Below are 22,956 nucleotides of genomic sequence, written 5' to 3' on the forward strand. Positions count from 1 at the left end.
AGGCCCGACGGAGCGAGGCCCGACGGAGCGAGGCCCGACGGAGCGAGGCCCGACGGAGCGAGGCCCGACGGAGCGAGGCCCGACGGAGCGAGGCCCGACGGAGCGAGGCCCGACGGAGCGAGGCCCGACGGAGCAAGCTGGTAACTTAGCGCGGCTAAGTTGGCTCGATCCTCGACTTGTCGTCTAGGATGCGGCACACTTGTCAGTGTGGTCCCCGGGTTTCCGGGTTCGCTGCGCTGGCAAATTCGAAGGGCGGGACAAGTGAGTGATGGCAGTGGCTTCGCCGGTTGGAAATCCCGTCGTCGCCGGGCGAATGTTGACGGCGGCCGGATGCACCGTCACGAGGTCAAGGTCAGCCCGGAAGAGGAAGCCCAGCTCCTTGCCCTGGCGGAGAAGCACCGTGTGACCATCCCGCGGCTTTTGATCGAGGCGGCGCTCAGCGAGGGCACAGAGAATCCGTCGGAGCGGCGGGATCAGTTCATGCAGCTCTCTACACTGCAGCGCCTTGTCGGGACCGTGGCAAACAACATCAACCAGATCGCACGTCACGCGAATGCGACGGGGGAAGTGCCGGCGGAAGCTGCCGCTTCCATCGCCCATGCACGCGCTGTCATCATCCGGATTGACCGTCAGCTCGCCGACATGGCCGGGCGGTAATTTCACCGTGATTCCGAACATCACCCAGGGCGACCGCATGGCGGGTCTGATGATCTACCTCGCAGGACCGGGGCGGGCAAACGAACACGAAGAACCGCACCTCGTTGCGGGCGATTCGGCGCTCATGGCCTGGCATGATGACAACGAGCTGAACCGCGATGCTGCCCTTGACGTCGCCAATGCACTTGACCGCGCCAAGCAGTTCTTTGACACCGACGTGGACGGCGGACACGTCTTCCACTGCTCCCTCAGCCTGGCCGCAGAAGAAGGCCAGCTCAGCGACGAGCGGTGGGGTGTCATCGCGAACGACTTCATGAAGGAAATGGACTTCACCGAGGACGGCGGAAAGGCCCCCGCCCGGTGGGTTGCGGTCCGTCACGGACTGAGCAAGAACGGCAACGACCACATCCACATCGTCGCATCGATGGTCCGGGACGACGGCACCAAATGGAACGGCTGGAAGAGCAAGTACAAGTCTCAACAGGCTGCCAGGGCGCTGGAGAAGAAGTACGGACTGAACGCTGTCGGGACCCTACGCGCCGAGCGCGGATTCACCCCGGCCGAACAGTCCAAAGCCATCCGCCAGGGGCTGCCGGAAGTCGAGCGCCACAGCCTCGCCCGCAAGGTGCGCGTCTGCGCAGCGGCATCGACAGATGAGGCGGAGTTTGTCCGGCGCGCACGCCAGGAGGGCATGCTCGTGCGTCCCCGCTACGCGGCCGGGCGTACCGACGTCGTGACCGGCTACTCCGTGGCCGAACGCCCCCGCAAGGGAGAACGCGCCGTGTGGTTCGGCGGCAACTCGTTGGGACGTGACCTGGCACTGCCCAAGCTCCGGGCAGAGTGGGAAAGCACCCCGGAGTCAGCGGAGAGCGCTGTCGCGGAATGGAACGCTGCGGCGCGCAACCGCCGGCCGGTAAGCCCCGGCCGGGAGACGTCGCAACCATCGGCTGAGCTGTGGAGCAAGTACGCCAACGACGTCAGTTCCCTCCGGGAGAAACTGGCCACCACCCCGCACGATGATCACGCCGCCTGGGCGCAGGCAGCCCGCGAGACTTCCGCGGCGTTCGGTGCCTGGTCCAAGCGGATCGAACCGACACCGGGACCGCTCGCAGACGCTGCCCGAGAACTCGCCAAGTCCGCCCAGCTGCGCCGTTACCCGGCACGCCCGGCAGTGTCCTTGCCGTCCGCACGCGGGGCCACCATGATCCTCCTCGCCGAGACCTCCAAGAGCGACCGCGCCGCGTACGCCCTCATGTTCCGGCAGCTCGCCCAGACGGCCCGGGCCATCCACGACATGCACAAGGCAACGGACGATCTGCGCCGGGTCCGGGGACTTGCCACAGCCGTCAGAGCGGCCAGCAAGGTTGTCGAAGCCAGCGCCAACGCGCAGACACTCAACGCACAGCCGATGTCCATGGAGGCGCTGCGCCAACAGCACCCGGAAGCGTCCGAGGAAGCCCTCAAATCAAGACTCCTGGGCGAACGTTCACGAGGCGGCTCACCCCTGCCTCCCGTACTGACCCGACCAGACGCAGCGCAGCTGCAGGGAGCGCAGCCACGGACCGAAGAGACCCAAGGTAAGAACAATCCAGGCATCGAGCGATAGGGGAAGAGCATGAGCGAAGCAGACGGAATGGAAGATGCAGTGGACGGGGCGATGCGTACCGGGCTGATGGTTGCCAGCCGAATCGGCGAGCAGCTTGCCAGAATGCGCGAACAGGAACAGCGCACCATCGCCGCAGCAGAGGAACAACGGGCCCGGGAGCTGCAGGAACGCTTCGACGCCCAGCGGGCTGCCGCCCGGGCCCAGCTGGCGCCGGTCTCCCGCGAGGACTGGTGGGACAAAGCCACCCCCGAAATGATCGAACGGGTTCACGAGACGGCCACGGCTTGGAAGGACTACGACCCCGAAGCTGCGCAGGCGGCCGAGAAAATCGGCGAACAGGTCCAGAGCCGTTACGGCATCGACGTGAACAACACCGGAGCGGACGAGGCCTCCGTATCCGAGGCCCTTGCCCGTGCACAGCAAGCCCGCCTTGAGGCCGAAAATGAACGGACCAAGGGAGCGGCGGCGCGCACCGATGAGGTCGTGGCCGGCGCAGCAGTTGCCGGCGCCAACCGACAGGACCGGGCAGACAGAAGCGAACCGGCGTGGGACACAGCAGAACGGCGCCAACAGCTGGCCGAAAGCCTCAAAGGCAAAGGGGACCGCGAAGCGGTCAACTCCAGGCTCCTGGCAGACAAGTACCAGGGGATACCGGCGACGGCTGCTGTGGCCAACAAGCCCTCGCTTGCCAAGACGTCGAAGATTGCCAAACTGGCCGGTCAGGGGAAGACATTGGAACGCGGCGGGATCGAACGTTAGGATTCCCGCCAGACACCGCGACAACAAGCCAGGCGGTGATCAACGCCGGGTATCAGGACGGACAGAGGAGAGTGCGTGTCTGAAAAGCAGTACCGCGACAAGTTAGTCCAGATTGCCCGCCAAGAGGGTGTCGAACAAACCAACCTTTCGAAAGCGCGCGCCGCCGCCTCTAAATACCGATCCAGTGCGGCCGCGGCGTTGAATAGAATAACGCGGACAACAAGCGAATCCATGTCTCGCTCCCATAGACGTACGGCTGAAACCGCGGAGAAGCAGGCAGCCGCTGAGGACGCCAAAGTGGCGAAAGCGTCCATGAAGCTAGCTCAGCTAGCCAAGGACTCCAGTACTGCCCGCACAAACCTGAAACGGGAGGAAAAAGCCACAGCCAGGAAAGCTGAAGCGCAGCGCAAACAAGCAGCGCAGGCCGCGACACGCGAACGACAAGTGGAAAAGGCTCACGCACGCGAAATCGCTCGCTTGGCACGCCCTGAAGTGCGATATGTACACGAGGTCCGCGTCATCCCCGAGCCCAAGCCCGAACCTCTGCGCGTGCTCTACATGACAGCCAACTCCGAAATGAACTTGAGGACCGACGCTGAAGTTCGAGGTGTGCAACAGGCCGTGCGCGGATCACTGCATCGAGATTTGATTGACATCACCTACAGGCCCTCCGTAACCCCCGAAGATATGCTCGACGGGCTAAATGACCTGCGTCCACATGTTGTCCACTTCTCCGGCCACGCTGGCGACGCTGCTCTGCTGTTCGACAATGGCGACGTCGCTGTACCGGAGGGGCGGGACGTTCCCTACGATTTGCTGGCCCTGGCGCTTTCCTCCACGGACACACCTCCCGCACTTCTCATCCTGAACGGGTGCGACACCTTGGAAGGAGCTGAAGTCCTTCTCGACGTCACAGGAACGATAATTGCCACCGCCGACTCAATCGGAGATTTTGCAGCAGCCACCTTCGCCGCAAGATTTTATGCAGCCGTGGCATCAGGCCAATCAGTTGCAGCGGCCGTAAAGCAGGGCAAGGCCGCCGTCGACTTCATGGGGTTGGGGGAAGGATGGAAACACGATGTACTCGCCCGTACTGATATCAACCCTGAAACCCAGGTTCTGGTAAAAGCGACCCAGGAATGACAGTCATCGCCACAAGGGTCGTTTGACCTGCGGGAACGTCGTTTTCGTCAAGGTGCGGGAGTTCTCGCAGCCGCTGCAACTCCCGCGCTTTTAACGCCGATAGCGGATATTCCGTCAACCATGCATGTTGCCCACTACATCCTGCGGTTCGGGCACTCCTTTCCTTTCCGTAGTCGATACAGTCAGCGCATGGGGATATGGGACAAGGTGAAGTCAGCGCTGGGCGGGCCAGCGCAATCTGTGACGGTTTCGGAACAGGATCTGCCTGCGGCAACGCCGGAAACGGCAAACGCACCTGCTGAGACTGTAGAGCTGACGCGTGAAGAACCAAGGGCTCCGTCTCAGCCCCCGCCGGCAGTGCGCAATTACGAGGCGGAGAAGGCCAAAGCGTCAAAAGCTATCGCGCAGGCTATGTCCCGCCTGCCGCGGCCAAGAGTCAGCTCGTGGCGGGTCCCGATGGTATGCCACCCCTGAGGTTGGTCTCCTCCCACAACGGCTTTGATCTGGCCCTGCCCGATGGGGAGTTGGTCGATTACAAGATCCTCGTCCTCAGGCACTTCCAGATTTTCTCGTTCCGCGTGGTGGGCATGGGCTTTTATGAAGACCCTGACAGGCCGTTCAAATTCCGGAATGGCCAGCGCGTTCAGGCAGTGCGGGAACCCGAGAACGAACACGATGCCAATGCCGTTACCATCACCACGGGGCGTCCAGCGAAGAAGATCGGCTACGTGAACAAGCAGCGGGCCGCCTGGGTCGCAAAACTGTTGGATGCCGGCCAGGAGCTCGACGGCATCATCATCCAGAGCAAGGCCGCTTCGCCACGCGTACTCCTGACCACTCCAGAGATGCTGGCATACCTTCAGCGCGGCTGAAGCTCTGACGGGACACGGCGACCCGACCTTTCATAGCTGGCGGTGATCAAAAGAAAGTGGCAGGAGAACAAATGGTGAACGACTCGAGGAAGGCTGCAGCACTTCGGACAGTCTCCCGGTTCGTGCTGCGCGCTCGTCTGGTTCAGGAGCACTCTTTGGCGGCCGACAAGGACAACCTGAAGAAGCACGCTGCCTGGACGATGTCCTTTCGTGTCGTCCAAAATTTGGCCACCGGGGAGCGCACAGTGGCTATGGTGCCGGCTCCTTTACTCCCCACCGAACAGGTCGAGTCAGCGGCGGCCAGAGTGCGCCCCGTCTTTCTGTTCAGCGACGGCGTCCATTACGACAAAGTGCTCAATGCGCTGGTAGAGGCAGCGACGGCCTCCACCGTCCTGAAGAAGGAGATCGAGGGGCTGCGGGCACAGTTCCGAGCTGCGGACCCTGACTATCCGAAAGGCCGCCCGACCGAGCCCCGAAGCGGACCGAGCATGACCAACAAGGAGGTCGCCGGCGCCTGGCTTTACGGTCAACTGTTGCACGAGGATGAGCTGCGGCGTTCCTACGGCGCCGGCATCAGCGCCGAAGAGATGCTGCTGAATGCCACAAAGACAGTCTGCAACGAGATGCTGGGGACCGTAGCAGCCCTGCACTTGATCGAGCGGCTCGTAGCCGATGGCTCATTGGATCTGGCCGAAGATCTGTTTATTGACCCCGTTAGTGTGACGGCAACCGAATGGGCCCCTCAAATTGCGGGCGCCTATGTTGCTGACGTTGGAACAGCCATGCCTGAAAGCCTTACAGAACCGCTGGGCAGTGAATGGAGCGAGGTTCATGAGCTCTTCGATTTCGGCACAGCCACCCCGGCTTCATCTGGCACCTCTAAAGCAAGCGGCCAGGTGTAGCCATAAGTGATGGAGAGATGACCTTTTGCTTAGGTGAAGGAGGGCCCTTTTCGGGCCTCTTGCCCGGCAAATTTCAAACGCCGATAATGGATCTTATGTCAACTCGCCGTATTAGATCGTTCGTCTTCAAGCTTCGGGAGCTCTGGCTCCGACCCCTATTGTCGTAACCTCACCTTGGTCCGAGAGTTGCCGTTAGGCGCTGGCTCTTCGTGTATTTCTAGATAGTCTCGCGATCGAACGAGCTGCCCGAGTCGAGCGAATCCGAAGTTACGTGAATCGAATGCAGGATAGTTTCCAACCAAAAACCATCCAATGTTCGATAGGAGAGACCAACCGTCGTCTTCTACTTTGCTCGTAACTGCTGCTCGAATCATCGTGTCAAGGTCAGGCAGGTCACCCGCCTCGGGCGCGGCAACGGCTGGCTCGCTTTGGATAGGACCTTCGGGAACTGATTGGCCGGGCGGCGAGGTAGCAGGAGCCATCGAATTCCCGCTCTCCTGAGAGAAGCTCGCATCGTCTTGGAGCAGTTCGAGAAACGTGAATCGGTCACATGCATTGCTGAAGGCCGCAGGTGTCTTTTTCTCCCCCATGCCGATCACACGTTTGCCAGCCTCTCGGAGCCTGATAGCCAAGCGGGTGTAATCGCTGTCAGAGGCTACGAGACAGAAGGTGTCAACGGCTCCGGAGTACAACAGATCCATTGCGTCAATGATTAGGGCCGTGTCGGTCGCGCCCTTGCCAGGAACGTATGCGACCTGATGAATGGGCTGCAGGGCCATGTCAGTCATAACCATTCGCCAACCGCTTAGTTGAGGGCTTCCCCAGTCGCCATAGCCGCGCTTCACACCGAGTACTCCGTGAGTTTGGGCTTCAGCGAGGATGGCGTGCCCACGGCGGGGGCTGACGTTGTCGCAGTCAATGAGAACTGCCACACGTGGGGACCGCCCCGTCGCGACGTGGTTGAACTGCTCCATAGAACAGTCTTATCCGCTGCCTCTGCTTACGTAAAGCCAAGTTTGGGAACGGATACAGAGATACCGGAAGGAAGCGCTGCAGGTGTTTAGCTGGTCCTTGCAACGCCTCTGGCCCGCGATCTTGGACCGTAGACGGTTTGACTTATGGGGTTGAAGGGGAAGGCAGTAAAGGCGAATTGCTCGATGACGCCGGCCCGGAAGAGGGCTTGTGTCGCCCGGGCTCGAGGCCCCTATTCAGCATCCGGATAGATGCTGCGGCTTTCAGCCCGATCGTTGCGGGTCCGGATCCATTCCGTCGGGTGGATTTTTGGCAGGACTTTTGCGAAGGCCAATGCCGCATACATCACTGTGTTGATCGCCACGAAGGTTGCGAGAATTGCGAACCAGTCCGTGTGGAGCACTGATTCCGGGAATAGCAGGCCAACTGGAACCCCGAGAGAAGTGGTCATGGGCGCTCTGCTTCCTCTGAATCTCGAATGCGAGTGGGGGTGAGGTGCTTCCACGTCGCCGTTCGGCCCAAGGCGATGTCAGCCACACCTTTGAGATACACAATGTTCAGGAACATATCGAAGAAGAGCTCCGGAAAGAGCGTGGCGGCCAAGACCCGGGCCCTCCAACCGCCAGACCACACGGTCACCACCCGCTCAGCCATGAACAGCATGCCGAGCCCAAGCCAGAACGGGAACCATATCCACGTGTCCAAAGAGACGACCATCAAAAATATCAATAGCAGGTAGGAGCCCAGAGCGATGACGCCGTAGCCGATTCCCAGCTGTTGGGCCCAGTACCGCATTGTCGGGGGAGTAAGTCCGTAAGCTCCGATGTTCTCCAGGGCACCGCGTTGCCAGCGAAGGCGTTGAGCCCAGAGGGTCCGCCAGCCTGGCATCAGTTCCGTCACGACAGTGCACTGGGTGGGTGAAATCATTAAACCGCCCAAGGACTTGAGGGCGATGGTGAGCTCGTTGTCTTCCGTCAAGGCTGCCGTGTCGTAGACGTCACCCAGGGTACCAGGTATCGTTTTCCCCCGGTTCGCCGCGACTGTGCGCAGTGCCCGGGACCGGAACATTGAAGCGGTTCCGGTGAGAACGAAGACTCGACCGCGGCGCCGACTGATTTCGCGGCCGTAGCGCAGGTATTCGTTGCGCTGGAACTGCCCGATCAGGCCATGGCCCTCCTCGCCATAGAAGAGACCGCCAACGGCCATGAGCGCCCGGTCCGCGGTAAAGCGGTTGACGGCAGCCTCGATAAAGCCGTCATCGAGCATTGTGTCCGCGTCCATGATCATAACGACATCGTTATCGCCCAGGTCCGGCAGAATTTGCTTGAGCACCTGGTTGAGGGCGCCCGCTTTTTTGTCGCTGTTCTCCACCGATTCGATGACTTCCACGCCGGCTGCTTGGGCCCGTTCGACGGTTTGGTCCGTGCAGTTGTCGGCTACCACGATCACCCTGTCCGGGCGCAGGGACTGCTGCAGCAGGGATGCGATCGTCAGGCCCACGGACGCTTCTTCGTTGTGGGCAGGGATCAACACCGTTACGGTCACCGGCCCGGCGAATTCTCCACGGGTCGCTCCCATCACGACCCTCGGCGCCAGAGGCCCAGTGAGAGGGTTCAGGGACCTGCGGGATCGGTTGACTATTCGGCGGTCGACGGTGGCAACGCCAGCGGCCAGGAGCAAAGCCAGAGCACCGGCTGCCAGGAGTACCCTCGGCGCGGGAGCATCAGTGTTGTAAAAGATCCGCCAGACACCGAAGAAAATTCCCTGTGCCGGCGACTCGCTGAGGGCCGGGCCCGCGGCCGCCACAGCGAACCAGAGGAGGGCGGCGGCACCAACTGCTATGAGAGCAATAACGACTCCGACGGCCCGGTTTAGCCTTCCCGTACGCATGGCAGCGATTTTATCAGCGTTCCCAGTAGCATCACCTGCCACATTGCCAAGTTACGTTTGGTCCGGATAGGCGGCCTTGGCAGCATCAATAGATTCGCCCGGCGACCCGGTCAAACTTTTCTGGCGCCCGGAGGCCCTGGCGTCTAGTCGGGTTCGGATGCCCTACTTATCGGCCCGGTAGAGGGCCCATTGGCTTTCGTCGGGGGAACAAACGGCTTGGTCCCTGCCTCTGGCCTTCGCTTCGTAAAGAGCCCCGTCAGCGGCCTGGGTCAGCCGTGTCAGGGAGCTATCTAGGGCGGTGGAAGCGATCCCGTAGCTTACTGTCGGAAAGACCACCCCGTCCGGGGCAGCAGTAGATCTGTAACGCTGGCTGATGCCGGCAGTGATTGCTTTTGCCTTTTCCGCGTCCGCCTCAGGCAGGAACAGGATAAATTCCTCTCCCCCAAATCGTCCGACAAGGTCTGTGCGGCGTACGGAAGCCCGCAGGGCGTCCGCGAAAGCATGGATGGCTGCGTCCCCGGCCGCGTGCCCGAAGGTGTCGTTAACCGACTTGAAATGGTCCAGATCAGCCAGGACCAACGTGGAGACGGACTTGCTTCCGTCAAGTCGGATGAGTTCTGCCCGGGCCTGGTCCAGGAAGGTTTCTCGATTCAATAGACCTGTCATTCCGTCCCGGGCTGCCCGCTCGCTGAGGGCAGTGACGAGGCGATCATTACTGAGAGTCGTCATGCTGAAGGAAACCGTCACCAGCAGGACGATGAGCAGGATGCTCGTAACCCCCGGGCCCAGATAGGTGCGGAAAAATTCTCCATCGGGCCCCGCGAGCCCGTACACGATTGCCCTGCACGTGAAAAAAATTACCAAGGCTGCGGCAGCGAGCAACACCGATCTTTGGGCCCGTGAATCCCCCGGGAGCAGGATGAGTTCTCTTGCCGCAAACGCCAGGCCGAAGCCCATCAGTCCGAAGTAAACCACACCCCCAGACCATGCATTTTCGGCCGGGTTAGCCAGAAATGAGGCGCCGAGAGTCACTATTGGTGCAAGCAGTAGGGGCCAACGTCTCGGCCCGATCCCGCGGAGACTCCGGCAGCCCGCCCAGGCGCTGAATGATCCGCTAACAAGAAGCGCGTTACCTAGCGGATTGGCCCACAGCTGATGATCAGTCCCGTTGAAGAGATAGACGATGTTTCCAGAAAGCCATGAGGCCAGTGCGACACACCACCACGCGCTGTATGGCGAGCCTGTGCGCCTCGATGACGCGAAAAAGAGCAAACAGAGGGTCAGGGTTACAGCACCCAATGCCATCTTCAGACTGAATGTATCCAGCACTGTTCCCCTATCTCGTCGCCGCCTCAGCCTAATGAGTTCCCGGCCACGTCGCCATGTCACGCTTGTGACGTTTTCCGGGGACAACTTGATCGAGACGCGGATTGGGTCCTCTTCGAAGATTTAGTCGGGCCCATAGCCGACCCGCCCGTCGAAGGTCATTCCGGACCGGAACGAAGACATTCTGGGCTTGGCTCAGACGCTATGGAGGCCATATCGAATGTGGGCTCCGCTGAGGATGTCGGAGGCAGAGTTCATCGGCGAGGACCTGAATCAACGCGTCGACAGTGTAGCGGAGAGTTCCGTCTGATTGAGGCATCAGAACCTCTGGTCTTGCGAGCAAAGAGGAAGCGGACAACATACGACGAAGCTTTGTGGCGTTCCAAACCCAGGTGCCGGAAGAGGTGCCCAGCGTCAATGATATTTCGGACCCCCACCCAGGACGAGGTGCCAGCCCGGTAGCGCTGAGGACGTCGCGGATGCCCTCCGCCTACGGTACCGAGTGGCGTTCACCTCGAGCCTGGAACGCAGTGTCAGCGGGCTAGTTTAACTCCTACGACGCAGTAGAGCTCCCCCGAATTATGTACAGGGGAGCTCTACCTCGCCGCTGCTAGCCGTCGCTGCCGGCAGGGGTGGTGGTTGCGGTGTATCCCTCCAGCTTGAGGGCCGCTTGGGCGTACTTCTGGTCGAACGTGTCAGCCATGTTGACCTTGGAGGTGTCGACGCCGATGGATTTCTCTTCGTCGAAGACCGTCTTGGGTCCGCCTGCCGGCATGATGCCGTCGGGGAGGAACTGGCCCTTGTCCTGATCGAGCGCCTTGACGTAGTCGGCCTTGCTGATGGTGCTGTTCTGGACGAAGTTCTGGGGCAGCTTGTCGGCAATTTCCTGCGCGGAGTGAGTGCTGATCCAGTGCATGGTGTCCACCAGGGCGTTGACCACCTTTTGCACTTCGTCCTGGTGGCTGTTGACCCAGTCGGTTTGGGCCAGGAGACCCGCAGACGGCAGCGCGGTGCCGAGGGCGGACTTGGAGCCCTCAGCTGAGGCAAGGTCAATAGCCGGGACAGCCAGGTTCTTGCTCTGCAGCGCTCCGACTGTTGGCTGGGTGGTCATGACGCAGTCTGCGGAGTTGCGCTGGATGGCAGCGATGGCGGTGGCGCCGGCACCGACGGCGATGGTGTGGTAGTCGTTCTTGGACAGGCCGGCCTTGGAGGCAATGAACTGGGTGAGTTCGTCAGTGCCTGAGCCCAGGTCGGTGACCCCGACGGTCTTGCCCTTGAGGTCGGCGCCGGAATGAACGTTGGCGTTGGGGTTGCACATGATTCGTTCGCCCGGGGCGCCGGATAGCTGGACGAGGTTGGTGACCTTCTTACCCTTGGCCTGAAAGTCCACGGTGTGGATGTACCACGCGCCGGCCATGTCGACCTGCCCGGATGCCATGGCTTCCTCTGCTCCGACGCCGCCCTGCTGCTCGGTGGAAAGTTCCATCTTGACCCCGTACTTTTCGTAGTAGCCCAGCTGCTGAGCCAGCTGGTACGGGAGGTAGATCTGCTTGTCGATGCCACCGACCATCATCTTCACAGTGGGCATCGAGCTGCTGTCGGCGGCAGCGCTGCCGCTGGCCGGCCCGCCGCTGGCTGCAGGGCTGGCGCTGCCGCCGCACGCTGTAAGGCTAAGGGCAATTGCCCCGGCAGCTGCTGCGGCAAAGAGTGGGCGCTTCATCATCATTGGTTTACGCATCCTTGTGTTTGTCCCTAACGGGATCCGTGTGTGAGGGGTGTTGCTGGGTGAAAATGTCATCCGGGTCAGATTGCCTGCGCCTCGGAACGGTTTGGGGGGCGCCACTTGAGGAGTCGGTGCTCAAGCAGGTTGATCAGGGATTCGGCGAAAAGTGTGACGACGGCGATGATCACCATGCAGGCGAAGACCGTGTTCGGGTCGAACGTTCCTTGCGCCTGGCTGATGATCAGGCCGATACCTTTCTGGGCGCCCAGCACCTCGGCGACGAGGGCGCCGATGATCGCAAAGCCGAACGCCGTGTGCAGGCTGGCGATAATCCAGGTCATGGCGGAGGGAATGGTCACGTGCACCGCCACCTGATAAGGCGACGCTCCCAGGACCCGCACGTTTGCCACGAGGTTCTGGTCCACCTCGCGGACGCCCTGGAAAGCATTGAAGAACACGACGAAAAAGACGAGCACGGCGGCGAGCAGGATTTTCGGGAAAACGCCGAGCCCGAAAGCCACAATGAAGATCGAGCCAAGCACAATTCGTGGAATCGAATTGACAATTCTGATGTAGGGCCCGACCACCGCCGAAAGGTATTTGTTGGAACCCAGGAGAATACCGAGGACCACGCCCACGAGCGTTCCAAGGAGGAAACCAAAGAACGCTTCCTGTGCCGTGACACCCAGGTTCTCCCAAATGGTTCCGAACGCGGTACCTTCGGTGAAAAGCTTGACCAGGCTGTCCCAGATTTCGGAGGGCTGGCCAAAAAAGAACTTATCCACCCACCCCACAGTGGTGAACCATTGCCAGCCGCCGACAACCGCGACGGCGAGCACCACCCGGCCAATCCAGATGGACAGGGAGCGTCGCCGTGCCTTTGTCCGGCCCTCATTCTTCGCTACTGATTCTGCTTCCACGGGCGTCTCGCTCTTGCGGTTCTCGGTCTGGGTAAGGGTTGTCATGCCGCACCTGCAGAGATGGCGTAGGCACGGGTGACCTCGTCCTTCAGTGACTCCCAGATACGGCCTTGGAGTTCCAGGAAGCGCTCCTCATGCCGGATTTCCTGGACGTTGCCGCGGGGACGGGGAAGATCAATGTCAAAGACGTCTTTGACCGAACCGGGACTGCTGGTCATGATCACCACCCGGTCGGACAGCGCCACGGCCTCGTCCAGGTCATGGGTTATGAACAGGACCGAGGGGCGTAATTCCTCCCAGAGCTTGAGGAGCTCGTTCTGCATGATGGCCTTGGTCTGCACATCGAGGGCTCCGAACGGCTCGTCCATGAGCAGGATCCGGGGATTGTTGATGAGGGCAGCCGCCATCGCCACGCGCTTGCGCATACCGCCCGAGAGCTGGTGCGGATAGCGATCCTCGAAGCCGGCCAGGCCAACCCGGCGAAGCCAATCACGGGCCAGATCCGTCGCTTGCCGCTTCGGCATTCCGAGCAGAATCGGCCCCATCATGACGTTGCCGAGCACGCTCTTCCACGGGAAAAGTGCATCCGCCTGGAACATGTAGCTCACGCCATTGGTGATGCCGTCCACGAGGTTGCCCCCCACCCGGACCGAGCCTGCGCTCGGGTTTTCAAGGCCTGAGACCTGGGCCAGGGTCGTGGATTTGCCGCAGCCGGTGGGGCCGACGACGGAGCAGAACTGACCCGCTTCGACGGTCACCGTGACGTCCCTGATGGCTGTGAAGGTCTCGCCCTTTGGGGTGAGGTACCGCTTGGTCAGCCCCGAGATTTCGATCCGTGCCCCATCGGCCGGGTGGTGCGCAGAGCCGGGCGGCTCCCGCGTGGGGTTGTTGTTCATTACAAAGACCTCGCTGTCTTGTGCTCGCACATTTCGAGTCCGTGATGTAGATCACCGGAACTGTGTGAAGCTTAGGGAGTGAGCATTCCCGCCAGAAAGACTTCAGTAACATGTGCGCTTTAGCCGCAAAAGTGCATGTTTTGTGCAATTTCTGCACAGGTGCAAGCAGGACGTTTCCGTGTCCCCAATGAGCCGTAAATGGGCGGCCAGCCGGCTGTGGGCAAGCCGGCGCTTTTCAACCCTGACCGCGCAGATCCTCTTGGCGTTGCTGTCGCTTTTGATTCTCACGGTGGCCCTGGGCGGATTTCTCTTCTCGATCATCAGCAATCAGACTCTCGACCAGCAATACCAACTGCGTGCCCTGGGTATTGCGACCACAACCGCGCAGATGACGGAAGTCCGTTCCGCCCTGAAAACCGGCGATCCTGACCACGTCATCAACGGAATTGCGAGGCAGGTGATGACCGCGGCCCAGCCCGACTATGTCGTCATCAGCGACAGGGAAGGCAAGCGGTTCTCGCACCCGGATCCAGCGCAGATCGGTCTTCGGCTGGAGGAACCGGTTGCCGTCCTGGACGGAAAGACCCACGTGGGCTTTGACCCCGGCAGCCTGGGACGTTCCGCAAATGCCAAGGCGCCCATCTTCGACTCCAACGGCGCGGTGATTGGCCAGGTTTCGGTAGGCATCGAGGACGCCCAAGTCCTGAGCAACCAGATGCAGAACATATGGCTGATCACCGGCTTCTCGGCGCTGGTCCTCGGATTGGGAGTTGCTGGGTCGCTTCTACTCTCCCGTCGGATCAAACGTGTCACCTTCGACTTGGAACCGGCAGAAATCGCGTCCCTCCTGCAGGAACGAGAAGCGCTGTTGCACGGCATCCGGGAGGCCGTCGTCGGCCTTGACGATAACGGCAGGGTGACTGTCATCAACGAGGAGGCCCGGCGCTTGCTTCACCTGGAGGGTGACGCCTTGGGGAAACCCATAGCGGACTTACTGCCGCAGGGCCGTCTGCGCGAGCTCCTGGCCGGCGGCCTCCCGGCGGCCGACCAGGTCGCACTGACCGAGGAGGCACTCCTCGTTGTCAACCGCATGCCGGTGTCGACCGCCGGACGCAGCATCGGATCCGTGGTGACGCTCCGGGACCGTACGGAAATCGAGGGTCTGGTTCGGGATCTTCACTCCATCAAGGGCCTTATGGAGGCCATGCGGGCCCTCGAGCACGAATACGCCAACCGGCTGCACATCGTTGACGGCCTGCTGGAGATGGGCGATCTCGGCCAGGCCAAGAAGTACGTCTCGCAGGTTTCGAGCATGTCAATGTCGCTGGGTGAGCGGCTGCGCGCTACGATTGCCCCGCCCGAACTGGCGGCCCTGCTCCTGGCCAAGGTGGCTGTCGCGGCCGAACAGGACGTGGAGATGACGGTGACGCCCGACTCCCGGCTGGAAAATCCGGACATCGACCAGACGGACTTGGTGACGGTGGTTGGCAACCTCCTCGACAATGCAGTCGATGCGCTTGCCAATACTCCCCGGCCTCGGACCGTGACGGTACAGTTCGACGACGCGGACGGCGTCTTCATCGCTGTCCGGGACAACGGACCCGGTGTTCCGGCGGACAAAATCGGCCAGGTCATGGTCGATGGCTACTCAACGAAGGACCCCCGGCCTGGAATGCGTCGGGGCATCGGTCTGGCGCTGGTGAGCAGGATCGTTCGACGGGCGGGCGGAACATTGGATGTGTTCCCGGGACCCGGCGGTAACTTTGAGGTGTGGCTGCCCGCGACGACGCAGGCAGCAGGTGAAGACAGGAGCGCAGGCGTTGATTAAGACGCTAGTAGTCGACGACGATTTCCGGGTGGCAGGCATTCATGCTTCCCGGGTGGCACGGGTTGACGGGTTCGAGTGCGTCGGTCAGGTCTACAGTGCCGCTGCCGCACGCGAAGCCATCGGGCGGTTACACCCCGACCTCCTCCTGCTCGATATACACCTTCCGGATGAAGACGGACTCTCGCTACTGAGAACGCTGCAGGCGGCCGGAACGCCAATCGACTGCATCGTGATCACCGCCGCCCAGGACCTGGTCACGGTAAGAGCTGCCATGACCAGCGGTGCGGTCTACTACCTCGTCAAGCCCTTCGGGTTTGAACGGCTTCGCGCCCAGCTCGAGGCTTATAAGGCGTGGCGGCAGGAACTCGAATCGGTATCGATGGCCAACCAATCCACGATCGATAACCTGTACAAAGCACGGCTGGCCGGAATTAAGGAACCCGCCGACGCGGCCCCGCGCCTGCAGCCGACCATGCAGAAAGTCTTCGACGCTGTCAGGGGCGCCCACGGCCCGGTGAATGCCGCCGAAATCGCCGAACAGCTCGGTGTCAGCAGGCCGACGGCGCAACGCTATCTGAGTGCCCTCGAACGGAAAGGCCTCCTCGCGTTGGACCTTACCTACGGAGGAACTGGCAGACCGTTGAACTCGTACACGGTGGCCGGCTGATACCAAGGTGATGGAATAGCGGGCGCAAGTGTCAACAGACTTTCACAGGTAATTCGTGGGCAACACCTTGCCGACGACCGGCCCCTGCGTGTCACAGTTGCCCGAACCGGATACTTCGTGTTCTAGGCCATCGGGAGACTCCATGACGGATCCACATCACTTCTCCAGAACCGGACACATGAGTGGGCGGCACCGCCGTCGCTTCCTGGGCCCGCTGGTTTTTCTGCTGTCGGCGATGGCGGCGGTATCGGGTTGCGCCTCGACATCGGGGTCTGATCCCTCGCAGGCGGGCACTCCTGCGACGCGTTCCGGCACCCCTGGACACGCTTTCGTCATCAACCTCGAGAACAAGGGCTATGACCGGGTCTGGGGCAGCGGTTCACCCGCACCTTACTTGTCGGGAACCCTCCGCTCCCAAGGAGTCCTGCTCAGTAACTACTACGGCATCTCGCATAACTCCTTGCCTAACTACCTCGCCCAGATCTCCGGGCAACTTCCAAACGACAGCACCAAACAGGACTGCCACACGTACACGCCGTTCACCTCCACCGGGGTCGACACCCAGGGCCGGCTTCAGGGCGACGGCTGCGTCTTCCCGGCCGACGTACCTACCCTCGCCGGTCAACTCACCGGCGCGGGAAAGTCCTGGCGCGGCTACATGGAAGACATGTCTTCTCCTTGCCAGCACCCCGACCTGGGCACCGCGGACGCGCACGTTGCCGCCACCCCAGACGATCAATACGCCACGCGCCACAACCCGTTCGTGTACTTCCGTTCCATCACCTCCAGCCCGGACTGCGCGAAGAATGTGGTGAATTACTCAACGCTCCACCAGGACTTGAAATCGGTAGGCACCACCCGGAACCTGTCCTACATCACACCGAACCTTTGTCACGACGCTCACGACAGTCCCTGTGCGGACGGCACCAGTGGAGGCCTCGGAACTGCCGACGCCTGGCTCAAGAGCCAGGTTCCCTCCATCTTGTCCTCCCCGGCCTTCCGGCAGGATGGAATGCTCATCATCACATTCGACGAAGCCGACGGCGGCGCCGTCGGTCCGTCGACGGGTGTCACCGGAGGCACGGAAGGAGGCAAGGTCGGAGCCCTGGTCATCTCGCCGTTCTCACCGTCCGGAGCAACGTCCGACCGACCGTACAATCACTACAGCCTCCTGGCCAGCGTGGAAAACTTCTTCGGCCTCCCGCGTTTGGCCGGTGCCTCCGAACCCGGCGTCAACACCTTCGGTCCAGACGTCTACCGATCGGGCGCCTAACTTCATCTCCGCCCCGTGAGCGACTCAGCGGCGTCCGACGTCGTAGGAGGCCACCACCAAGGGTAGGGAGACGAGACACCCGATCCCGGCCGGGAGCAGATGCAATGCCCCGGAATCCGGCACCAGCACCCAGATCAGCGAGCCGATCAAAGCTCCGCTCAGAATCTGCACAGCTGCCCGGACCAGGAAATACCGGTTCCGTTCCTCCCTGTTCATGAATCTCCTTCCGTGAACTGTGCTGAACCATAGAAAAGTCACCCCTCCATGCTGCCCCGGACTAGCCTCCCAGCGAAACCCTCCTTAGCCGAGTCCTGGGTCTTCGCATCAGGCGCCGGGAGCGGCGGAACTGTCAGGACTGTGAAGGATCCCTTGCCAAAAACTGCGCTGGTCTTGCGATCCGGCTACGTAGGCGCGGGAGACACTAATGGTTGAATTCCGCCCGCTCACCAACCGAGGAAAATGCGAAATCGAGTCGAGATCCAACGGAACAGCGAACGGGGCGCCGTCGCGATACTTGTCGCGCTTCTTCTGGTCGTGCTGTTGGGATTTGCTGCCATTGCGGTGGACATCGGGCTGATCGCCTGGACGAAAACCCAGTTGCAGACCGGTGCCGATGCGGCCGCATTGGCCATCGCCCAGGACTGCGCCAAGTCCGGGACAACCGTTTGCCAATCCACGGCTCCCGTCAAGGCGCAGACCCTTGCGACAGCGAATATCAGAAGCGGAAACGCGACCGCGGACGCTCCGAGCTATCCCACCCCCGCAACAGTCACCGTCCACGTTTCGGCCCAGGACAAAACCGGCCCGGGCCTGCAGCTCGGATTCGCGCAAGTCCTCGGAATCTCCCGAACAAGCGTCGATGCCACCGCGACCGCTGCGTGGGGCTCCCCCTACGCCGGAACAGCCTCCATCCCCCTGGCCTTCTCCGAATGCCAGTTCAACCTCACCGGAACCCCACAGCTGCTGCAGATCGGCGGGGGCCAAACCTGCAGTAGCTCCTCGAACTCCGGCCACACTATTCCCGGCGGCTTCGGATGGCTCAAACCGGACGCCGGCGTGTGCAGCGTGGCGATATCCCTGGCGCATGCCACCATCACCTCCAAACCAGGTAAGCCCGCCCCTCACGAATGTTCTTCCTCGGACTTCATGGCCCTCATCGGCCGCACCGTGCTCCTTCCCGTCTTTGACGACGCCGGCAGCCAGGGAGCCAACGGGTGGTTCCATATCAAGGGCTTCGCCGCATTCCAACTAACGGGATACAACTTCCCCGGGATGAGCTACAACAACAATCAAGGCGGCAACTCCTGCTCGGGCAACTGCGCGGGAGTCATCGGTCAATTCGTCCGGTTTGTGAGCCTGGATAACGCCTTTACCCCCGGCGGCCCGGACCTCGGAGCGGAGCTCGTCCGGCTGACGCACTGAAGACTGATGGGCCCGGCCGCGATCGCCTTCGAGGTGGTCCCGCCCGAGGCTGAGTAAGGCCACTACTAGATCAAGTGACGATGCCTGGTTCTTCCGGCGTGGGACCGAACGACCCTGTCCGCATGGACGGCCAGGTCTCGGGCCATCCGGGCGAAGGCAAGGGCATCTAGCGGGTCCGAACGTTCCACCACCGCCGCTGACCGGAGCGAACGCTCCGCCTCGTCGAGCCGCTGGCAGGCCCACCACCCAACCGAAGGACTAACGTCCGCTAAAGAAGCCCTCGTTCCATCTTTCCGCTGCCGAGCGTCAGAGAATGCCCCCGGTAGATCCAGAACGGCCCTGCGGACCCGGCCGGGCCGCCGCGCCACCACCCCGAGTCGAACGCACCCATCATCGGGCGCAAAAGACGCTGGAGGTACGTCATCCCACAGCCTCCCTTCTCTCCGCTTCCCTCTTCAGCGAGGTGCGCTCCACGCTGACCGGTGAGGCATGGCTCCGGGCGGCCCTAGGCTTTGGGAGCTGATCCGAGGGTGAGATCCACCTGCTGCTCTTTGCCCCCGCGCAGGACAGTGATCCTCACCGTGTCCCCAGCTGCGTGTTCCCGGATCGACGCCGTCGCTTCTTCCGCGTTCTGAATGGCACGCCCGTCAAGGGCAGTGATGACGTCGCCGCTGCTGATGCCGGCTTTGGCAGCCGGGGTGCCACCGCTGACGGCTGTCACCCGGGCGCCGGACGTGAACTGTGAACCGGAACCGGCCTGTACATCAGCCAAGCTGGCACCGAGTTGGCCGTGGCTGGCCGACCCACCGGCGATGATTTCCTGGGCGACGCGCTTGGCGTCGTTGACAGGGATTGAGAATCCGACGCCGATGCTGCCCGACTGGCCTCCCGACGTCGAAGCCCCGGCTGAGGCAATCGCCACATTGATCCCCAGGACGTCACCGGAACTACTGACCAGGGGCCCTCCGGAGTTCCCAGGATTGATGGGGGCATCCGTTTGCAGGACGTTGATACTGATATCTGAAGAAGGGGTCCCGCTACTGTTCTGAGCCCCCGGCTGAGAGTAGCGGTATCTGCGCCCGCTACCTCCGGCGCCATTAGCTCCAGAGGAGCCGGTCGTGTCAGGCGCCGCCGAAGACGCGATGCTGATGGTCCTGTTCACAGCGGAGACGATCCCGTCGGTTACCGTGCCCTGCAGTCCGAGGGGGGCTCCGATCGCGATCACGTTGTCCCCAACATTGGCTTTGGATGAGTCGCCCAAGGTGGCCGGGACCAGTCCCTGCGCGTCGATCTTGACCACAGCAAGATCCGATAGGGGGTCCGTGCCGACTACGGTGCCGGGGTAGACGTTACCGTCGTTTGTTCGTACCTCGATGCTCGCAGAACCGGACTGCCCATCGAGGGTCACAACGTGGGTGTTGGTCAGGATATGGCCCTGCTGGTCAAGAATGATGCCCGATCCGGTGCCCCCGGCACTGCCTGAGGTCGCCGAGATGGTTACGACGCTGGGAGAGGCCTTTTTGGCCGCGGCCGCCACGGTAGCCGCGCTGTCCGTGCTGTTGACCACCACCTGGGCGGTCACCGGCGAGCTCACCGAAGCGGTGGCACCGGCCGGGGGTTCCAGGAAGGACCCGGCACCGGCTGCCGCCGCTCCGCCCAGCACCCCACCGGCCAGGATCGCACCGATCAACACCGGAGCCCGAAACGTCCGGGCCCTCCGGATCCGATGGCCCGTAGAAAACGCCGGTTCCCGGCTGGTCATCGTAGAGGCATTGCCCGCCTGATCGGCTTCATCCTGAAACATGGGTTGCTCCTCCGTTGTGGTGACCCCAGTCTCTGCCCGGAGGATAGGAAACCTATGAGGGGCCCCTGTGTATCGGCTGTGCAATTTCTGGCAGAAAGGGCAGCCGCTGGACGCGGATGACCTCTAAGTAGAATTTCAGATCCCTAGTTTCCGACCGATGCACCCGAGCTAGACTAGACGGCCCTGCGGGCGGGCCAGGGAGTGAGGTGCATCGCGCGAGGCCACGGCAAAATCTCCGGCATCGCTGATGCCATCAGCTCAGACTCGAGAGTGCTCTGGGTGCGCCCACGAGGTCCCCTGCCTCGCCGACTTTTCTTGACCATCAACCTCGCGCCCATCCAATCGCCAGCTTGGACCAGGGCTCCACCGCCGCTCGGGCCCCCAAGCGCCGGAGCGGGAGACGCCCCCGCAAGAGCCGGGGGCAGCTTTTACGGGGGCGTCCCATGAGGCCACCAAGGGTTGGGGCAGATGGCCACGACCACATTATGGGATATGCGGATGGCCGTCTAGAACGAATAACCGCGCACGGCCCGCAACGCGCAGTATCGAGCTGCCATGACCTGGGACATGACCTCCTTCACAAGGCCTAAATGGGCGCCCCGAGTTCTTCAGCGTAAGTGAGGCCACTTAAACCGGCGCGGCAGCATCGTCACCTGCCGTTCCACATTGGGTCGCTGACACTACGTCGCCGTTAGGCTGGGTCTCCCCATCAGGTTTCACGACATGTGGTCTCGACAAGCCGGGCCGAGCCCGGGCAGGGTCCCCTCCGACAACGATGGACTGGTTCGTATGATTAGACCAAACTTGGGTCTTATGACCCCGACGCCGTTAGACCAAACGCGCAATAGTTGGGCGATGGAGCGAAAGGAGGGGGCCGCGGAGTCCGTTAGCATTCCGGATCTACTTCTGGAAACGCAGGCCGTCGCCGACTTCCTCGACGAACTCGCCTGTTATGCGTCCGCAAACCTACTGCTCGGCTCCGAGGAGATCTATTGCGGCATCACACTGCTCCGACAGGAGAACGTCGACACGATAGGGTGCAGCGGCGACAAGGCCCGGATGCTTGATGAGCTGCAACACACCCTCGGAGACGGACCTTGCCTTCTGGCAATACGGAGCCAACGCTTAGTACATGTCCCGGATACAAGAGTCGGAGACGTCTTTCCGGAATACACATCCCTAGCCGCGGCTCAAGGGGTTCGCTCCGTTCTCGCGGTGCCGTTCCACCTGCCTGACAATCTTGCCCAGGCTGGCCTTAACATATACGCCGAGCGGGAGAACGCATTCACCCCAACGGCCGTGAGTCGGGCGCAAAGCTTTGTTGCTCAGGCCGCAAAGGGGCTAAGGCTGGCCCTGCTTCTGGCCGAACATAGCCGGACCGAGGAGAACCTGAAACTGGCAATGGCATCACGCACGACAATTGATGTTGCGGTGGCGTAATCATTGCGCAGAATCGATGTACACAACAGGAAGCCTTCGAGATTCTCGTAAGCGCCTCAAACCACAGAAACGTGAAACTCAGTGAGGTGGCTTCTTCGGTCGTGGAATCCGCCGGCGGTGGAAAGGTAGCGACTCACTTCGACGCCTCTGCACGGCGGGCTTCATACCACTGATGGGCGGCGTGGGTATTCCGTAAATTCTTGGACAAGCGATTCTGAGCTAGAAACAAGGTCCCTCAGTGAGGTCGCATTTGGGCCAAACGGCTTCCGATCTCATACCAAATAAGTGCATCGTGCGCAGGATTTGACGTAGCCAGATACCTGAAGAGGGCGTCTAACAGATCTCTCAAATCAGGATCGCTCAGCACCATCATGGTCGCGTACGGCCCCCGGGGGTCCCTGAGAAGCTCAAGCATTCTGTGCTCGTTGATTCTCATCTCCGGACTCCTCTCCAGGCAGCAAAATACCATGCAATAAGGATCCCCGAAGCTGCGTAGGGCATCGTGGAATTGCTAGCCGTAAAGGCTATCTCGGGAGAGCGACACTTTCGACGGGCAAGGAGCGGCTCCCTAACCTCCGGTCAGTGTGTTTTGCAACGGCTAAGCGGGATCCACACCTTTGTCAGGCCAGTAGTAGAGGGTGCCCCGGTCCGGACCGGGCAAACCAATGGGGGTGAGATCAAATGTGTTTTCCCAACCCGCAGGCCCGCTTACCCTCCGGCGGCGCGCCTACCTGCGTGGTCAGTTTGATCGTTCCCACGCACCTGTCGCAGCTGACCTCGATGGGCGCCCCCCTCTTGGTAACCCGGCGGCCTGAGGGCTGATGTATGCATGGCTCTATGCCCACGAACGCAGCCT

Annotated in this window: 22 protein-coding genes; 12 read left to right on the plus strand and 10 right to left on the minus strand. The window is 61.7% G+C overall.

Going from position 1 to position 22,956, the window contains the following annotated elements; genetic code table 11:
* Nucleotides 1-136: pentapeptide repeat-containing protein (locus tag AC1DBD_RS16785; protein WP_476982632.1), on the minus strand; the 136-nt coding region annotated here is incomplete at its 3' end.
* A gap of 125 nt (nt 137-261) precedes the next feature.
* Between AC1DBD_RS16785 and mobC the strand changes: the two genes are divergently transcribed.
* The 6 genes from mobC (at nt 262) to AC1DBD_RS16815 (ending at nt 5,939) form a co-directional block, all read left to right on the plus strand.
* Nucleotides 262-657 carry a plasmid mobilization relaxosome protein MobC gene (mobC, locus tag AC1DBD_RS16790; protein WP_476982557.1) on the plus strand — a complete coding sequence of 132 codons (396 nt, stop codon included), beginning with the start codon at nt 262-264 and terminating at the stop codon, nt 655-657.
* 7 nt (nt 658-664) lie between these two features.
* Nucleotides 665-2,263 carry a relaxase/mobilization nuclease domain-containing protein gene (locus AC1DBD_RS16795; protein WP_476982558.1) on the plus strand — a complete coding sequence of 533 codons (1,599 nt, stop codon included), beginning with the start codon at nt 665-667 and terminating at the stop codon, nt 2,261-2,263.
* Between the two features lie 9 nt (nt 2,264-2,272).
* Nucleotides 2,273-3,022, plus strand: a complete 750-nt coding sequence (locus AC1DBD_RS16800; protein ID WP_476982559.1) for a hypothetical protein — start codon at nt 2,273-2,275, stop codon at nt 3,020-3,022.
* A 75-nt stretch (nt 3,023-3,097) separates the two neighbouring features.
* Complete coding sequence (locus tag AC1DBD_RS16805; protein WP_476982560.1) at nt 3,098-4,165, plus strand: hypothetical protein; 1,068 nt, start codon at nt 3,098-3,100, stop codon at nt 4,163-4,165.
* A 443-nt stretch (nt 4,166-4,608) separates the two neighbouring features.
* Entirely contained in the window at nt 4,609-5,037 is a 429-nt protein-coding gene (locus tag AC1DBD_RS16810) for an HIRAN domain-containing protein (RefSeq protein WP_476982561.1), read from the plus strand.
* A 71-nt stretch (nt 5,038-5,108) separates the two neighbouring features.
* The gene (locus tag AC1DBD_RS16815) at nt 5,109-5,939 is read left to right on the plus strand and encodes a hypothetical protein (RefSeq protein ID WP_476982562.1); all 831 of its coding nucleotides are present in this window, start codon (nt 5,109-5,111) and stop codon (nt 5,937-5,939) included.
* A 155-nt stretch (nt 5,940-6,094) separates the two neighbouring features.
* Here AC1DBD_RS16815 and AC1DBD_RS16820 read toward each other — a convergent pair whose 3' ends face one another.
* The 7 genes from AC1DBD_RS16820 to AC1DBD_RS16850 all read right to left on the minus strand — a co-directional run bounded on the left by AC1DBD_RS16820 (nt 6,095) and on the right by AC1DBD_RS16850 (nt 13,666).
* On the minus strand, nt 6,095-6,913 hold the full coding sequence (locus AC1DBD_RS16820) for an NYN domain-containing protein (RefSeq protein ID WP_476982563.1): 819 nt from the start codon (nt 6,911-6,913) through the stop codon (nt 6,095-6,097).
* Nucleotides 6,914-7,143: 230 nt separating this feature from the next.
* Nucleotides 7,144-7,362: a hypothetical protein gene (locus tag AC1DBD_RS16825; protein ID WP_476982564.1), complete on the minus strand. Its 219-nt coding sequence runs from the start codon at nt 7,360-7,362 to the stop codon at nt 7,144-7,146.
* The gene (locus AC1DBD_RS16830) at nt 7,359-8,801 is read right to left on the minus strand and encodes a glycosyltransferase family 2 protein (RefSeq protein ID WP_476982565.1); all 1,443 of its coding nucleotides are present in this window, start codon (nt 8,799-8,801) and stop codon (nt 7,359-7,361) included. Before AC1DBD_RS16830 ends, AC1DBD_RS16825 begins: the two co-directional genes overlap by 4 nt.
* 162 nt (nt 8,802-8,963) lie before the next feature.
* The gene (locus AC1DBD_RS16835; RefSeq protein WP_476982566.1) at nt 8,964-9,776 is read right to left on the minus strand and encodes a GGDEF domain-containing protein; all 813 of its coding nucleotides are present in this window, start codon (nt 9,774-9,776) and stop codon (nt 8,964-8,966) included.
* 961 nt (nt 9,777-10,737) lie between these two features.
* Complete coding sequence (locus AC1DBD_RS16840) at nt 10,738-11,853, minus strand: ABC transporter substrate-binding protein (RefSeq protein ID WP_476982567.1); 1,116 nt, start codon at nt 11,851-11,853, stop codon at nt 10,738-10,740.
* A 77-nt stretch (nt 11,854-11,930) separates the two neighbouring features.
* Nucleotides 11,931-12,815, minus strand: coding sequence for an ABC transporter permease (locus AC1DBD_RS16845; protein WP_476982568.1), 885 nt, complete (start codon nt 12,813-12,815; stop codon nt 11,931-11,933).
* The gene (locus tag AC1DBD_RS16850) at nt 12,812-13,666 is read right to left on the minus strand and encodes an ABC transporter ATP-binding protein (RefSeq protein ID WP_476982569.1); all 855 of its coding nucleotides are present in this window, start codon (nt 13,664-13,666) and stop codon (nt 12,812-12,814) included. Before AC1DBD_RS16850 ends, AC1DBD_RS16845 begins: the two co-directional genes overlap by 4 nt.
* A gap of 187 nt (nt 13,667-13,853) precedes the next feature.
* Here AC1DBD_RS16850 and AC1DBD_RS16855 point away from each other — a divergent pair, with 187 nt between their 5' ends.
* The 3 genes from AC1DBD_RS16855 to AC1DBD_RS16865 all read left to right on the plus strand — a co-directional run bounded on the left by AC1DBD_RS16855 (nt 13,854) and on the right by AC1DBD_RS16865 (nt 17,434).
* Nucleotides 13,854-15,494 carry an ATP-binding protein gene (locus tag AC1DBD_RS16855; RefSeq protein WP_476982570.1) on the plus strand — a complete coding sequence of 547 codons (1,641 nt, stop codon included), beginning with the start codon at nt 13,854-13,856 and terminating at the stop codon, nt 15,492-15,494.
* Nucleotides 15,487-16,161, plus strand: a complete 675-nt coding sequence (locus AC1DBD_RS16860) for a response regulator (protein ID WP_476982571.1) — start codon at nt 15,487-15,489, stop codon at nt 16,159-16,161. The genes AC1DBD_RS16855 and AC1DBD_RS16860 overlap by 8 nt, the downstream gene beginning before the upstream one ends.
* A 178-nt stretch (nt 16,162-16,339) precedes the next feature.
* Entirely contained in the window at nt 16,340-17,434 is a 1,095-nt protein-coding gene (locus AC1DBD_RS16865) for an alkaline phosphatase family protein (protein ID WP_476982572.1), read from the plus strand.
* 24 nt (nt 17,435-17,458) lie between these two features.
* Here AC1DBD_RS16865 and AC1DBD_RS16870 read toward each other — a convergent pair whose 3' ends face one another.
* Nucleotides 17,459-17,650: a hypothetical protein gene (locus AC1DBD_RS16870; protein ID WP_476982573.1), complete on the minus strand. Its 192-nt coding sequence runs from the start codon at nt 17,648-17,650 to the stop codon at nt 17,459-17,461.
* Between the two features lie 243 nt (nt 17,651-17,893).
* On the opposite strand from AC1DBD_RS16870, the gene AC1DBD_RS16875 reads away from it, so the two are divergent.
* Nucleotides 17,894-18,856, plus strand: a complete 963-nt coding sequence (locus AC1DBD_RS16875; protein WP_476982574.1) for a pilus assembly protein TadG-related protein — start codon at nt 17,894-17,896, stop codon at nt 18,854-18,856.
* A gap of 505 nt (nt 18,857-19,361) precedes the next feature.
* Here AC1DBD_RS16875 and AC1DBD_RS16880 read toward each other — a convergent pair.
* On the minus strand, nt 19,362-20,549 hold the full coding sequence (locus AC1DBD_RS16880; protein WP_476982575.1) for a S1C family serine protease: 1,188 nt from the start codon (nt 20,547-20,549) through the stop codon (nt 19,362-19,364).
* Between the two features lie 966 nt (nt 20,550-21,515).
* Here AC1DBD_RS16880 and AC1DBD_RS16885 point away from each other — a divergent pair.
* Both AC1DBD_RS16885 and AC1DBD_RS16890 read left to right on the plus strand, forming a co-directional pair.
* Complete coding sequence (locus AC1DBD_RS16885; protein ID WP_476982576.1) at nt 21,516-22,100, plus strand: GAF domain-containing protein; 585 nt, start codon at nt 21,516-21,518, stop codon at nt 22,098-22,100.
* 41 nt (nt 22,101-22,141) lie between these two features.
* A complete protein-coding gene (locus AC1DBD_RS16890) occupies nt 22,142-22,273 on the plus strand; it encodes a hypothetical protein (RefSeq protein WP_476982633.1) in 132 nt (43 codons plus the stop codon).
* The last annotated feature ends 683 nt before the right edge of the window (nt 22,274-22,956 follow it).

The sequence above is a fragment of the Arthrobacter sp. 10T419 genome (assembly GCF_056394105.1).

Bases quoted from the DNA above. Each gene is read 5' to 3' on its own strand.
- AC1DBD_RS16875 (WP_476982574.1), top strand. From the start codon at position 17,894: ATGCGAAATCGAGTCGAGATCCAACGGAACAGCGAACGGGGCGCCGTC.
- AC1DBD_RS16825 (WP_476982564.1), bottom strand. From the start codon at position 7,362: ATGACCACTTCTCTCGGGGTTCCAGTTGGCCTGCTATTCCCGGAATCA.
- AC1DBD_RS16855 (WP_476982570.1), top strand. From the start codon at position 13,854: ATGAGCCGTAAATGGGCGGCCAGCCGGCTGTGGGCAAGCCGGCGCTTT.
- AC1DBD_RS16845 (WP_476982568.1), bottom strand. From the start codon at position 12,815: ATGACAACCCTTACCCAGACCGAGAACCGCAAGAGCGAGACGCCCGTG.
- AC1DBD_RS16800 (WP_476982559.1), top strand. From the start codon at position 2,273: ATGAGCGAAGCAGACGGAATGGAAGATGCAGTGGACGGGGCGATGCGT.
- AC1DBD_RS16870 (WP_476982573.1), bottom strand. From the start codon at position 17,650: ATGAACAGGGAGGAACGGAACCGGTATTTCCTGGTCCGGGCAGCTGTG.
- AC1DBD_RS16820 (WP_476982563.1), bottom strand. From the start codon at position 6,913: ATGGAGCAGTTCAACCACGTCGCGACGGGGCGGTCCCCACGTGTGGCA.
- AC1DBD_RS16885 (WP_476982576.1), top strand. From the start codon at position 21,516: ATGGAGCGAAAGGAGGGGGCCGCGGAGTCCGTTAGCATTCCGGATCTA.
- AC1DBD_RS16865 (WP_476982572.1), top strand. From the start codon at position 16,340: ATGAGTGGGCGGCACCGCCGTCGCTTCCTGGGCCCGCTGGTTTTTCTG.
- AC1DBD_RS16850 (WP_476982569.1), bottom strand. From the start codon at position 13,666: ATGAACAACAACCCCACGCGGGAGCCGCCCGGCTCTGCGCACCACCCG.
- AC1DBD_RS16830 (WP_476982565.1), bottom strand. From the start codon at position 8,801: ATGCGTACGGGAAGGCTAAACCGGGCCGTCGGAGTCGTTATTGCTCTC.
- AC1DBD_RS16840 (WP_476982567.1), bottom strand. From the start codon at position 11,853: ATGATGATGAAGCGCCCACTCTTTGCCGCAGCAGCTGCCGGGGCAATT.
- AC1DBD_RS16815 (WP_476982562.1), top strand. From the start codon at position 5,109: ATGGTGAACGACTCGAGGAAGGCTGCAGCACTTCGGACAGTCTCCCGG.